Annotated in this window: 10 protein-coding genes and 2 tRNA genes; 4 read left to right on the forward strand and 8 right to left on the reverse strand. The window is 66.1% G+C overall.

Going from position 1 to position 12329, the window contains the following annotated elements; all coding sequences use genetic code 11:
• Nucleotides 1–22: 22 nt before the first annotated feature.
• The 3 genes from ACFSQR_RS00320 to ACFSQR_RS00330 all read right to left on the reverse strand — a co-directional run bounded on the left by ACFSQR_RS00320 (nucleotide 23) and on the right by ACFSQR_RS00330 (nucleotide 2649).
• Complete coding sequence (locus tag ACFSQR_RS00320) at nucleotides 23–448, reverse strand: phosphate ABC transporter substrate-binding protein (protein ID WP_377726743.1); 426 nt, start codon at nucleotides 446–448, stop codon at nucleotides 23–25.
• A 7-nt stretch (nucleotides 449–455) separates the two neighbouring features.
• A complete protein-coding gene (locus ACFSQR_RS00325) occupies nucleotides 456–1694 on the reverse strand; it encodes a hypothetical protein (protein ID WP_377726745.1) in 1239 nt (412 codons plus the stop codon).
• Between the two features lie 178 nt (nucleotides 1695–1872).
• Nucleotides 1873–2649, reverse strand: coding sequence for an L-asparaginase (locus ACFSQR_RS00330; protein ID WP_377726748.1), 777 nt, complete (start codon nucleotides 2647–2649; stop codon nucleotides 1873–1875).
• 189 nt (nucleotides 2650–2838) lie between these two features.
• Here ACFSQR_RS00330 and ACFSQR_RS00335 point away from each other — a divergent pair, with 189 nt between their 5' ends.
• Nucleotides 2839–3324 carry an asparaginase domain-containing protein gene (locus tag ACFSQR_RS00335; RefSeq protein ID WP_377726750.1) on the forward strand — a complete coding sequence of 162 codons (486 nt, stop codon included), beginning with the start codon at nucleotides 2839–2841 and terminating at the stop codon, nucleotides 3322–3324.
• Nucleotides 3325–3367: 43 nt separating this feature from the next.
• Here the strand turns inward: ACFSQR_RS00335 and ACFSQR_RS00340 are convergent, their stop codons facing one another.
• Genes ACFSQR_RS00340 through ACFSQR_RS00350 form a run of 3 tightly spaced genes read right to left on the reverse strand, consistent with a single transcriptional unit; the run spans nucleotide 3368 to nucleotide 6699 of the window.
• Nucleotides 3368–4264: a recombination-associated protein RdgC gene (locus tag ACFSQR_RS00340; protein WP_377726752.1), complete on the reverse strand. Its 897-nt coding sequence runs from the start codon at nucleotides 4262–4264 to the stop codon at nucleotides 3368–3370.
• A gap of 39 nt (nucleotides 4265–4303) precedes the next feature.
• The gene (gene dinB / locus ACFSQR_RS00345; RefSeq protein WP_377728284.1) at nucleotides 4304–5434 is read right to left on the reverse strand and encodes a DNA polymerase IV; all 1131 of its coding nucleotides are present in this window, start codon (nucleotides 5432–5434) and stop codon (nucleotides 4304–4306) included.
• Nucleotides 5434–6699 carry a glycerate kinase gene (locus ACFSQR_RS00350; protein WP_377728285.1) on the reverse strand — a complete coding sequence of 422 codons (1266 nt, stop codon included), beginning with the start codon at nucleotides 6697–6699 and terminating at the stop codon, nucleotides 5434–5436. The genes dinB and ACFSQR_RS00350 overlap by 1 nt, the downstream gene beginning before the upstream one ends.
• 185 nt (nucleotides 6700–6884) lie before the next feature.
• Between ACFSQR_RS00350 and ACFSQR_RS00355 the strand changes: the two genes are divergently transcribed.
• From ACFSQR_RS00355 to ACFSQR_RS00365, 3 genes are all read left to right on the forward strand, one after another.
• Nucleotides 6885–6960: transfer RNA gene (locus tag ACFSQR_RS00355), tRNA-Val, on the forward strand.
• A gap of 31 nt (nucleotides 6961–6991) precedes the next feature.
• Nucleotides 6992–7068 (forward strand) — tRNA-Asp (locus tag ACFSQR_RS00360).
• Nucleotides 7069–7241: 173 nt separating this feature from the next.
• Complete coding sequence (locus tag ACFSQR_RS00365; protein ID WP_377726755.1) at nucleotides 7242–8000, forward strand: SDR family NAD(P)-dependent oxidoreductase; 759 nt, start codon at nucleotides 7242–7244, stop codon at nucleotides 7998–8000.
• An 85-nt stretch (nucleotides 8001–8085) separates the two neighbouring features.
• Here the strand turns inward: ACFSQR_RS00365 and ACFSQR_RS00370 are convergent, their stop codons facing one another.
• Complete coding sequence (locus tag ACFSQR_RS00370) at nucleotides 8086–9258, reverse strand: GGDEF domain-containing protein (RefSeq protein WP_377726758.1); 1173 nt, start codon at nucleotides 9256–9258, stop codon at nucleotides 8086–8088.
• Between the two features lie 229 nt (nucleotides 9259–9487).
• Nucleotides 9488–12271: an EAL domain-containing protein gene (locus tag ACFSQR_RS00375; protein WP_377726761.1), complete on the reverse strand. Its 2784-nt coding sequence runs from the start codon at nucleotides 12269–12271 to the stop codon at nucleotides 9488–9490.
• Nucleotides 12272–12329: the final 58 nt, after the last annotated feature.

Here is a 12329-nt window from a genome sequence, read left to right on the forward strand (position 1 = left end):
TTGCAGCTGCATCGGGGCGCGGTCAGTTCAGCAGCAGGACCGGCTTGACGCTGGCGTCCAGCGCGGCCCTGTCGATATAGCCGACGTAGGCCGGATTCTCGGCCACCAGCTTGCGCACGGCAGCGCTGTTTTGCACCTCTTTTGGCGGACGGCCGCGTCCCGTGAAGATCATCTTGGTCCAGTGCGCCTTGACCAGCGGCGGCGACATCGCGGCGGCGCGCAGGTAGAACTCGTGGCGCAGCGGCGAGCCCAGTGCCTGGTCCAGCGGGATCGCGCGGCTCCCGTCCGGGAAGCGCCCGCTCCTGCCGAGGAAGATGTCGGCAACCTGCTCGGCGCGCAGCGACGCGAGCGGGCTGTGCGCGGAGACCACCACGATGACCTCGGCGGCCGCGGCGCTGCACTGCAGCGCCAGCAGCGCGGTACAGAAAAGTCGGATCAGCTTGCGCATGGCGGCCTCAGAAAACGAAATCGACCATCACGCTGGTCAGGCCGACCGGCTTGCCCGCCTGGTAGCCAGGCTGGATCCGGATCAGCGTGCCGTACGAGCCGTCGCGCGTGGTCAGGCGGTCATGCTGCAGCTTGACCGCGACATTGTCGGCCGCATCCCAGCGCAGGCCGACACTGGCCGTGCGCTGCGAAGCGACGTAGCGCAGCATGTCGTTCAGGTGGTAGTTCAGCATGGCGCCGAGCGCCGCCTGCTGCGCGGGCATGCCGTCGAGCGCCAGGCCGGCGACCTGCGTCGGCGAGTTCGGCGATACGCGCGCGAACGAGGTATAGGCGGTGAGGCTGCCGGCGCGGTAGCCGGCGCTCACGTAAAACGCGGTCTTGTCGCCGATGTACGAGTGCGTGTTGAGCCGGCCCGCCTCGCCGGTCGCGAACCACTGGCCCGGGTCATAGTTCAAGCCCACGCTGACGGCGCAGGCGCGCTTGTCCCGGGCTTCGTAGCGGTCGGCGATCGCAGCGCCCTGGGGCCCGAACTGGCGGAAGGCATCGTAGAGCGGCTGGCCCAGCGCGAGCGTGACATCGGCGCGCATCGCGGAGACGCGCGCGGTCAGCGCGCCACTGGTGACGGTGTGCGCAAAGCCGCCCAGGTTGCGCGCCTGTGCGGTGTAGGTGGCGTCGTACTGCGCATCGGTGCGGCCATAGAAGGCCTGGGTCACGTGGCTGCGGCCACCTTCGCTCCAGCGGTAGGTGGCATCGACGCCGTCGCTGTTGGTGAGCGGGATGGTGCCGTACATTTCGACCGGGGTGCGCGCCCACGGAAAGGCATAGCCGACCTTGCGGTACTCGGCCGCCAGGAACATCGGCAGCGCAATGCGCCCCGCGCGCACTGCCAGGTCCGGCGTGGCCTGGTACTTGACGTTGCCCCACTCGACGATCGGCTGGTAGCTGTCGATCGTGTGCTGTTCGCTGATCAGCTGGAGGACGGCGGACCACTTGCCCTGCTCCACGCCGAGCTGCACGCCCAGGCGCGAATCGACATCCGCGCCGGTGCGGCGGGTCGCGCCCACGCCGTTTTCCTTCAGGATGCTGGCGACGAAGTCGGCGTCGCGGCTGCTCGAGTGCACGGCGCCGGCGGTGCCGAAACCGCTGACCGTCCATTGGACCTTCTCGTCGGCCTGCACCGCGCCTGCGGCGGCGAACAAGCCGATACCTGCCAGCAGGGCGCGCTGGCGGCGTGGGGGGAACTGCATGGGTGGATATCCTCGACGAAGCACGCGCAGAGCCGGCGTTCAAGATGGTTGCTGGCGTCGGGGGCGACGCCGGCAGTCACTTTACTGGCTGGGTCTGCGCGCTGTCGAATAAATCGCGCGCGATGTAGATGGGCTACTAATTAAATGATGCTCTGGCGCAACACAGTAGCCAGCTTGACTACTCGTCCGGACAACTTTTCGCCGCCAGCTGGATTTCCTGCGTGCCGGTAAAGTCGGGCCGGCGTGCGGGCAGCGCATGGCGGCGCGTCCACAGGCCCTTCCAGCCCGGAGGCCAGTCGATCACGGGGCCGCGGTAGGGCGGCAGGCCGGCGCGCACCGGCACCACGGGCACCGGCGGGACTTCGCCGTCGTCTCCGCGCTGCATGTCGAGGCTGTACATGTAACCGCCCGGCAGCAGCGCATCGCACACCTGCGCGAACCAGGCCGCGTGGTCCTCGTCGCGGCCCAGCGCCTGCGCCAGGCCCTGCGGGTCGAACTTCGCCAGCGCATGCACCAGTTCGTCCGCGCTCGCGCCCGGCGAATCGCCCCAGCCCATCACGGGATTGAAGTTGTAGTCGGCGCCAGATCCGTACCAGCCCTCGCGCCAGGCGCGCTGCATCCAGTCGCGCTGCCCGGTAAACAGGTGCCAGCGCCAGTGCAGGCCGGAAGGCTTGGGCCAGGAGTACAGGTACAGGCGCTGGTAGCCCGCCTCGTGCAGCTTGCGCACCATCTCCATGAGGCGCGCGTGCGGCATGCGGTCGGGCGGCGCGCGCCGGAACAGGATCGGCTCGCCGTCGCCGAACTGCACCTCGTCGGACGACAGGTTCAGGTCGAGCGCGCGCGACTCGGTGCCGAAGCGCGCCGAGATCCATCCGGTCAGCAAATTGACGGCCGTAATCACGCCATAGCCGCGGTGGCGATGGAAGATCACAGTGCCGGGTGCCAGTGCTTTCATAAACCAAAATGGGGACAGACCCCATTTATCCGTTAGGCAAAATGGGGTCTGTCCCCATTTTGAAATGGGGTCTGTCCCCATTTTGAAAAAAACCAATATAGTCGAGGTGCGCCCCGCAAGCCAGCCCGGACACACCCGGAAACAGGTTTGGTAAGATGGCACGCCCTTTCAACCAGAACAGATTACACCATGACCCTGCGCATCGTCGCCACCGGCGGCACCTTCGACAAGCACTACAACGAACTGACCGGCGTGCTCGGCTTCTCGGACAGCCACCTGCCCGCCGTGATCGCACGCACGCGCATGACGGTGCCGGTGGAGCTGGACGTGCTGCCGCTGCTCGATTCGCTCGACATGCAGGACGCCGACCGCGCACGGGTGCTGGCCGCCTGCCAGCGCGCGCAGGAAAACGCGATCGTGATCATCCATGGCACCGACACCATGCGCGAGACCGCGGCCGTGCTGGGCGCGGCGAACCTGGGCAAGACCATCGTCCTGACCGGCGCCATGATTCCTTATGAGATTGCCAATTCGGACGCGCTGTTCAACCTTGGCGTCGCAGTGGGTGTGGCGCAAGTGCTGCCGGCCGGGGTGTACGTGGCCATGAACGGCCAGGTGTTCCCGTGGGATAACGTGCAGAAGAACAAGACGGCCGGCGTGTTCCAGACACTGTAAGCACGGGAAAGGGACTGCCCCCGCAGAGGACAGTCCCCGAGTATCAGTGCTCGGCTTCGCCGCCCAGCGACGTGACGATGTCGGCCAGCATGGCCGACAGCTCGCCGGTCATCAGCAGCATGTCGTTGTCGAAGCGCTCGTTGTCGTCGCGCGACACGGAGTCCGATTCCTTCAGCACGTCCAGCGGCTTGATGCCTTTCACGGCCAGCGATTCGGTCAGCACGAACGAAATCTTGTCGGTCCAGGTCATCGCCAGGCGCGTGCACTGCTTGCCCGAGGCGATGTGGCGGCGGATGTCGTCCGGCTCCAGCGTGTGCTTCACGTAGCGCACCGCGGCGCGGCTCTCGCCGGTTGCGCGCAGTTCGGTATCCTGGTCGACGGTGAAGCCGTGCGGCGCCTCGTCCATCTCCAGCCATGCCGTCATCACCGCCACCGGCGAGCGCTGCACGCGCAGGCTCTGCAGCGGCATCTTGTCCACGGCCTTGAGCAGGTGCTTGATCACGTCGTCCGCCTTGGACGGGCTGGCCGCATCGACCACCAGCCAGCCGTTGACCGGGTCGATCCAGCAGAAGGTGTTGCTGCGGATCGAGAATGCGCGCGGCAACAGCTCGTCGGCCACGCGCTCCTTCAGCTCCTTCATCGCCTTCTTACCTGGCGGGAAGCCCTGCTGTTCTTCCAGCTCGGCGGCCTTGGCCTTGGCCACCTGGTTGATGACCGAACCCGGCAGCAGCTTTTTCTCGGTGCCCAGCATGACCAGCATCTGCTTGTTCACGGTGTGGACCAGGTTGCCGTTACCGCGCGGCGAGTCGAAGCCCTGGCGCAGCAGCTCGTTGCTGTTGGCAGGCGTGAAACTGAGCGGCTTGAGCGCTTCTTCCAGTTGTTCGGGGGTGTACGCCCAGGGGGCAGGGAGACGGTAGATCTGGAGATTCTTAAACCACATGATTGCTTTCGATTCGGTACGGTAAAACGGAACGGTATTCTACACGGGCTCATCGCTGAACAGGCTCAGTTGTTCGAGCCTGCTGGCCTCGCCCCGGCTGGCGTCGAGGCGCACGCCCAGGCCCAGCAGGCGCACCGGCTGCCTGCCGCGCTGGTACCCGACTTCCATCAGGCGGCGGTACAGGGCGATGGCCGGCGCCGTGCCCGCGCATTCGACCGTGGTCTGCTGGAAGTCGGAAAATTTCAGCTTCACGAACAGCTTGCCCACCTGGTCGGCCGCGCCGGCGCGCTTGAGCCGCGCCAGCAGGCTGTCGAACAGTTCCGGCACCAGGTCCAGGCAGGCGGGCAGGTCCGGCACGTCCGGCGTGTAGGTCTCCTCGACGCTGACCGACTTGCGCTCGTGCGAATTGGACACCGGGCGCTCGTCGATGCCGCGGCACAGGTCGTGCAGGCGCGCGCCGAAGCTGCCGAAGTGGTGCTGCAGGTCGTGCATGGTCCAGTTGCGCAGGTCGGCGCAGGTCTCGGCGCCCAGCTTGTTCAGCCTGGCCGCGGTGACCTTGCCGACGCCGTACAGCTTCTTGACCGGCAGCGCTGCGACAAACTCGTCCACCTCTTCCGGCCGCACCAGGAACAGTCCGTCCGGCTTGTTCCAGTCGCTCGCGATCTTGGCCACGAACTTGTTGGGCGCCACGCCGGCCGACGCGGTGATCCCGACCGTGTCGAAGATGCGCTGGCGGATCTCCTGCGCGATCAGGGTCGCGCTGCCCTTGCAGTGCGGCGAACTGGTCACGTCCAGGTAGGCTTCATCCAGCGAGAGCGGCTCGACCAGGTCGGTGTAGCTGCGGTAGATCTCCATGATCTGGCGCGACGCGGTGCGGTACTTCTCCATCGCCGGCGGCAGAATCACCAGCTGCGGGCACAGCTTGACCGCCTGCGCCGTCGCCATGGCCGAACGGATGCCGAACTTGCGCGCCTCGTAGTTGCAGGTTGCCACCACGCCGCGCTGGTCGGCCCGCCCGCCCACCATCAGCGGCTTGCCGCGCAGCGAAGGATCGTCGCGCATTTCGACCGAAGCGTAGAAGCAGTCGCAGTCGCAATGGATGATTTTTCGTTGGGGCGCGTTCACCGGCGGGCTGGGAATACTGTGAATCCATACAGTATTGCTGGAAATTACGCGGTTGGCAAGACCAGGATGGCGCGGAAGTCGTTCACGTTGGTGCGCGTGGGACCGGTGACGAGCAGTCCGCCGGCCGCCTCGAAGTAGCGGTAGGCGTCGTTCCGCTCCAGCAGGGCGCGGCCATCGAGCGGGCAGCGCGCCAGTGTCCCGGGATCGATCAGCGCACCCGCATTGTCTTCGGTGCCGTCGATGCCGTCGGTATCGCAGGCCAGCGCGTGCACGCCGGGCTGCCCGTCCAGCGCGAGCGCCAGCGCCAGCAGGAATTCCGCGTTGCGCCCGCCCCGGCCATTGCCGCGCACGGTCACGGTGGTTTCGCCGCCGGACAGGATCACGCAAGGCGGGGCCACAGGAACGCCTTGCGCCAGGATCTGCCGCACCAGCTCCGCGTGCTCGGCCGCCACGGCGCGCGCCTCGCCTTCCAGCCGGTCGGACAGGAGCAGCGGCGTGCAGCCCTTCGCCCTGGCCGCCACGGCGGCGGCATCGAGCGCCTGCCGCGCGCTGGCGATGACGTGGATCTCGTTGCGGCCCAGGCGCGGATCGTCCGGCATGGGCGCACTGCGCGCCGGGTCTGCCAGCACCGCACGCACATGCGCCGGGACCTCGATCCCGTAGCGGCCGAGGACGGCCAGGGCATCGGCGCCGCTGCTGCCGTCCGGGACCGTGGGGCCGGACGCGACCACTGCCGGATCGTCGCCCGGCACGTCCGAGACCACCAGCGTGACCACGCGCGCCGGATGGCAGGCCAGCGCCAGCCGCCCGCCCTTGAGCGCGGACAGGTGGCGCCGCACGCGGTTCATGTCCGCGATCGGCGCCCCGCTCTTCAGCAGTGCCTGCGTCAGCGCGCGCTTGTCGTCCATCGTGATGCCGGGCGCAGGCAGCGCCAGCAAGGCGGAGCCGCCGCCCGACATGAGGCACAGGACCAGGTCGTCCGCCTCAAGCCCACCGACCAGCGACAGCATGCGCGCGGCAGCGTGCGCCCCCGCATCGTCGGGCAGCGGATGGCCGGCCTCGACCACTTCGATGCGCCGCGTCGGGGCGCCGTGGCCATAGCGCGTGACCACCATGCCTTCGACCCTGTCGCCGTAGAGTCGTTCGACGCCCTCGGCCATGCGCGCGGCTGCCTTGCCTGCGCCCACGACCACGATGCGGCCGGACGGAACCGGCGGCAGGTAGCGCGCGATGCAGCGAGCCGGATCGACGGCGGCGACCGCACTGTCGAACAGTCCGGTCAGGAACTCGCGCGGCGACTGCTCTGGCATGGCTGGCATATCGGATTGGAGTGAAAAAAGCAGGTAGATCGATGGTGACACAAAGCGGCGCCGGCATCGCCGGCGCGATGGTGCTCATCAAAAAGATTTGGCGAACCCTTGCAGAAAATTTTTGAGGGGTCTATAATTCGGCCTCCTTCAGACGTGGTGACAAACGTCGGAAAGAAGTTCCAGATGGGTGCTTAGCTCAGTTGGTAGAGCGGCGCCCTTACAAGGCGTAGGTCGGGAGTTCGACCCTCTCAGCACCCACCATCGATGGAACGAAGGACAAGTTGCAGTAGCTGGAGCGGTAGTTCAGTTGGTTAGAATACCGGCCTGTCACGCCGGGGGTCGCGGGTTCGAGTCCCGTCCGCTCCGCCAGAACAAGAAGGGCCCGATCGAAGATCGGGCCCTTTTTCTTTGCGCCTCAAAGAAATGGGGACAGACCCCATTTTTTCTTCTAAATGGGGTCTGTCCCCATTTTGTGTGTTTCGCTTTCTTTAGTCAGCCGCTGCCAATACACTTGACCCACGCATTCAATTCACGGGGGCGATATGGGAAGCAAGCTGGCCATCATTACCGGCGGCAGCCGGGGACTCGGTAAAAGCGCGGCATTAAAACTCGCCCGCGAGGGCGTCGATGTGATCCTCACTTATCACAGCAATGCGGCCGCGGCGCAGGCGGTGACGGATGAGATCGAAGCGATGGGCAGGCGTGCGGCGGCACTCCAGCTCGACACCGGAAACATCGCGGCGCTTGCCGGCTTCACGCAACAGCTGAAAAGCGTGCTTGCGGAAAAATGGCAGCGCGCAAACGTGGACTTCCTGGTCAACAATGCTGGCGTTGGCATCCACGCGTCCATCGACACCACCACCGAAGCGCAGTTCGACACCCTCTACAACATCCACGTCAAGGGCGTGTTCTTCCTTACCCAGCAGTTGCTGCCGCTGATCGCCGACGGGGGCCGGATCGTCAACGTCTCCACCGGCCTGACCCGCTTCGCCGTGCCAGGCTATGCCGCCTACGCTGCCATGAAGGGCGCCGTCGAAGTCATGAGCCGTTACATGGCAAAGGAACTGGCGCCGCGCCGCATCGCCGTCAACGTGCTCGCCCCGGGGGCGATCGAGACCGACTTTGGCGGCGGCGTCGTGCGCGACAATGCCGAAATGAACGCGTTCATCGCATCGCAGACCGCCCTGGGTCGGGCCGGCCTGCCGGACGATATCGGCGGGGCGATCGCCAGCCTTCTGAGCGATAACAGCGGCTGGATCAACGCCCAGCGCATCGAGGTTTCCGGCGGCATCTTCATCTGAGCCGCGAGCGGATGACAAAAATGGGGACAGACCCCATTTTCTTCCCTCATTGCCGCCGTAATAAATGGGGTCTGTCCCCATTTTTTCAGGCGCGCGAGCGGATCACCGGGTGGATGGCTTCGCCCGATTCGACGCGGTCGCGGCCGCCGCTCTTGGCGGCGTACAGGGCGTGGTCGGCGCGCGCCAGCGCGGAGTTGATGTGCTCGTTCGGGTCGACCACGACCACGCCCACGCTGACCGTCATGCGGTAGAAATTGCCGTCGGTGAGCACCGGCGCTTCCGATACCGCCACGCGCAGCCGCTCCGCCGCCTGCAGCGCGCCGGCCAGGTCGGTGCCCGGCATGGCCAGCGCGAATTCCTCGCCGCCCAGGCGCCCCATGATGTCGTGCTCGCGCAGTTCGCCCCGCACGGTGCGGGCAAATACGCTCAGCGCCTCGTCGCCGGTGGCATGGCCGAAGCGGTCGTTCAGGCGCTTGAAGTGGTCGATGTCGAGCATCATCAGCGCAAACGGTTTTTGCAGCCGGAGCGAGAGCGCGCGCGCCGCGTCGGTGCGTTCGAAGAAGGCGCGCCGGTTGAGCAGCCCGGTCAGGCTGTCGATGGTGGCCAGCTCCTCCATCGTGCGGTCGTCCTTGTACTTGCACAGCAGCAGGAAACCGAATCCGTTCACGATCAGCAGGCAGTAGCCGGTAATGAAGGCGGCGGAGTGCACGACGCCCGGCCGGAACAGGGTGCTGTCCGGGTCGGAGACCGAAGCGTAGGCCCGCACCACCATCACGAAGAAGAACAGCACGTCGTTCAGGCCGATCAGCCGTTGCAGCGGCGAGCAGGTGCGCCAGTCGCGCAGCAGCAGGTAGGCCATCATTGCCGTGAACATCGCAATGATCAGCGACATCAGCGCCATGATCTCGCCGTGGCTGCTGGTATTCAGGCGCCAGAACTGGAAGCCCAGCGCCGCGATCAGCGTCACCGGAACCAGCACCCGCTTATATTTGGGAATGCCGAGGAACACCGCGTAGGCACCTACTTCGAGCGCGATGCCGGTGATCAGGAGCGTATTGGTGAGTGCCTCGAGACCGTTCGACCAGTATGCGAGGCGCATGTAGCCGAAGGCATGCGCGATGCCCTGGACCAGGCGCGCCCACTTCCACACATCCATGCCGGGGTGCCTGGACCCGGTACGGGAATAGCCGGCGATCATCATCGCGAAGCCGATGTTGCCGATGGCGAGCACCAGCAGGAAAGTACGAATGTCGATCACGACGGTTTCCTAACGGGGTATGGCAGGCTGCCTGCGGCACCCGCTCTTTTATTGTTATCCCGGGATTTCCCGGCCCCATGCGTTGCGTTTTTGAGCACACATGTTTCTTTGAGGCACTGATCTTACACGGCTTTGGGGATGCCCGACAGAAATTTTAAGCGAAAGAACGCATAAGCCCCTGCGATCGGGGCATTCCGTAAAGATATGACAAGGGAAGTGTTGTGGGGGACTAACGGCGGCTGGCGCGCAGCATCGCGTCGAACTCGTCGGCCGGAATCGGCTGGGCGAACAGGTAGCCTTGCGCGTAATCGCAGCCTGCCTGGCGCAGCAGGTCGCGCTGCTCGGGCGTCTCCACGCCTTCCGCAATCACCTTCAGGCCCAGCTTGTGGGCCATCACGATGATCGCTTCGGACAGCGCCATGTCGCTCGACTCGGGCGCCAGGTTGCGGGTGAAGGTGCGGTCGATCTTGAGGTAGTCGATGTCGAATTTTTTGAGGTAGGCGAGCGATGAATAACCGGTGCCGAAGTCGTCCAGCGCGACCTGCATGCCGACGTCGCGCAGCTGCAGCAGCTTGTCGGTCACGCCTGCCGATGCGTCCAGCAGCAGGCCTTCGGTAATCTCCACCACCAGCGCGTTGCCGGCCAGGCCGACCTGCTCGAGGTGCGCGAACCAGTGCTGGTAGCCGCGCCCCTCGCGCTGGAACTCGACCGGCGACTGGTTGATCGACACCTGGAACTCGGGATCGACCTCGGTGCGCCAGCGGCGCGTCCACGCGGCCGATTCGCGGAACACCCAGTCGCCGATCTCCAGGATCAGTCCCGACGCTTCGGCCAGCGGAATGAATTCGAGCGGCCCGACCATGCCGCGCTGCGGATGCACCCAGCGGATCAGCGCCTCGGCCTTGTGGATGCGGCCCGTTTCCAGGTGCACGATCGGCTGGAAGTACAGGCGGAACTGCTCGCCGCGCAGCGCCGCGCGCAGGTCGTTGGTCAGGCGCATGCGCGAGATCGCCGCCGTCTGCAGCGCCTGCGTGAAGTAGCTGAAGCGGTTGCGGCCCGCGCCCTTGGCTGCGTACATGGCCTGGTCCGCATGCTTGAGCAGGTCGTCGATCTCCTGCGCGTCGTCCGGGTACAGTGTGATGCCGATGCTGGCCGAGACATAGGCCTGCTCGTGGCCGAGCTGGAACGGCGCCTGCAGCACATCGAGCATGCTTTGCGCGATCGCCTCCAGCCGCGCGATCGCCTCCATGTCGGTCAGGATCACGGTGAACTCGTCGCCGCCCAGGCGCGCGACCGTGTCCGATTCGCGCACGCAGCTGCGGATGCGGCGCGCCGCTTCGGCCAGCAGCACGTCGCCCTGCTGGTGGCCGAGCGTGTCATTGACTTCCTTGAAGTGGTCCAGGTCGATGAACAGGATCGCGATGCGGCGGCCCTCGCGCCGGCACTTCAGGATGTCGTTGCCGAGGCGGTCGAGGAACATGCGCCGGTTCGGCAGCTGGGTCAGCGAGTCGAAGTTCGCCTGCTGCCAGATCAGCGCTTCCGACTTGCGCTTCTCGGTGACGTCTTCCACCATGCACAGATAGTGCAGGGGGCCGTTGCCTTCGTCTTCCATCGGCGCGACCGAGGCATCGATCCAGACCAGCGAGCCGTCCGGCCGCACCAGCCGCATCGAGGTCTTGAAGCCGTCCGCCTCGCCCGTCGCCATGCGCTGCATGTACGTGCCGGCGTGCTCGAGGTCCTCGCTGTGCACCACGTCGGACCAGACGCTGCCGCGAATCTCGTCGGCCGTGCGGCCCGCAATCTCGGCATAGCGCGAATTGACATCCCTGAAGGTGCCGCTGACCGGATCGACCAGCGCGATCCCGAGCGGCGCCTCCTCGAACATGATGCGGAAACGCTGCTGTCCCTTGCGGATCGCATCGCTGGCGCGCTTGCGCACGCGCGCCAGTTGCGTGACATGGATGGCCGCGCCGGCCAGCAGGAGCGCGCCGGCCACCGCCATGCTGCGGTACAGCCAGGTCAGGTCCTGGGCGTCATCGGAATACAGGAAACCGTCGAAGCGCGCGCCCGGCGCCATCATGCCGAGGTCGGCATACACGTCGGCGATGTGGCGCCAGCGCCCCGGATTCATGTAGCCCGTCTCGACCAGCACCGGCTGCACCAGCGGCTCCATCTGGCGCGCCTCGAACAGCAGGTGCGCGCGGTCGTGGCGGCGGCTGTACTTGGCCAGGATCAGGTCGGCGATCTCCTCCGGATGGGCCATCGCGTACTGCCAGCCGCGCATGCTCGCTTCGCGGAAGGCGCGCACGCGCTCCGGATGCCGGGCCAGCTCGCTCTTGCTGGTAAACAGGTTGTCGCCGTAGAAGTCGATGCCCGCCAGGCGCGGGCTGTAGATGTCGTACTGGAAGCCGAGCCGGTCCAGGATGTCCGGCTCATTGGTGGTGTACGCGGACATGGCGTCCACCTTGCCGCTGACCAGGTCCTGCGGATTGAAGCTGTGCTCGACGCGGATCACGTCGGTCATGGAAATGCCTTCCTTCTTGAGGTAGGCAACCACCTCGTCGGCCTGGGTCAGCTCGTCGGTGAGCGAGCCGATCATCACGCGCTTGCCGCGCAGGTCGCCGATCGACAGGCCGCCCTGGCGCGGCATGATCAGGACATACGGGGAATGCTGGAAGATCACGCCCAGCACCACCACCGGCTTGCCTGCCGCGTGGGCCAGCAGCAGGCTGCTGGAGCCGACGCCGTACTGGGCGCGGCCCGAGATCACTTCGCGTTCGGGCTGGTTGCCGTCGCCGCTTTCCTTGATCGCGACGTCGAGCCCGGCATCGCGGTAGAAGCCTTTTTCCTTCGCCGCGTAGTAGCCGGCGAACTGGAACTGGTGCGCGTGCTTGAGCTGGAGGGTTACCCGTTCGAGCGCCCGGGCGGGCTGGGGCAGCGCCAGCAAGCACACTGCCACGGCCGCGGTGAGCGCCCGTGCGACACAGGAGGAACGGAATACAACCAGCTGCATGCAGTACCCATCAGGGAAGCGGAAAGCGATTGTAACGTGCTCGGAGGAAATTGTGACA

The sequence above is a fragment of the Pseudoduganella sp. GCM10020061 genome, assembly GCF_042683405.1.
GTDB lineage: Bacteria > Pseudomonadota > Gammaproteobacteria > Burkholderiales > Burkholderiaceae_D > Telluria.

Excerpts from the sequence above, each read along its gene's own strand:
- ACFSQR_RS00320 (WP_377726743.1), bottom strand. The coding sequence starts at position 448 with ATGCGCAAGCTGATCCGACTTTTCTGTACCGCGCTGCTGGCGCTGCAG.
- ACFSQR_RS00325 (WP_377726745.1), bottom strand. The coding sequence starts at position 1,694 with ATGCAGTTCCCCCCACGCCGCCAGCGCGCCCTGCTGGCAGGTATCGGC.
- ACFSQR_RS00330 (WP_377726748.1), bottom strand. The coding sequence starts at position 2,649 with ATGAAAGCACTGGCACCCGGCACTGTGATCTTCCATCGCCACCGCGGC.
- ACFSQR_RS00335 (WP_377726750.1), top strand. The coding sequence starts at position 2,839 with ATGACCCTGCGCATCGTCGCCACCGGCGGCACCTTCGACAAGCACTAC.
- ACFSQR_RS00340 (WP_377726752.1), bottom strand. The coding sequence starts at position 4,264 with ATGTGGTTTAAGAATCTCCAGATCTACCGTCTCCCTGCCCCCTGGGCG.
- ACFSQR_RS00350 (WP_377728285.1), bottom strand. The coding sequence starts at position 6,699 with ATGCCAGAGCAGTCGCCGCGCGAGTTCCTGACCGGACTGTTCGACAGT.
- ACFSQR_RS00365 (WP_377726755.1), top strand. The coding sequence starts at position 7,242 with ATGGGAAGCAAGCTGGCCATCATTACCGGCGGCAGCCGGGGACTCGGT.
- ACFSQR_RS00375 (WP_377726761.1), bottom strand. The coding sequence starts at position 12,271 with ATGCAGCTGGTTGTATTCCGTTCCTCCTGTGTCGCACGGGCGCTCACC.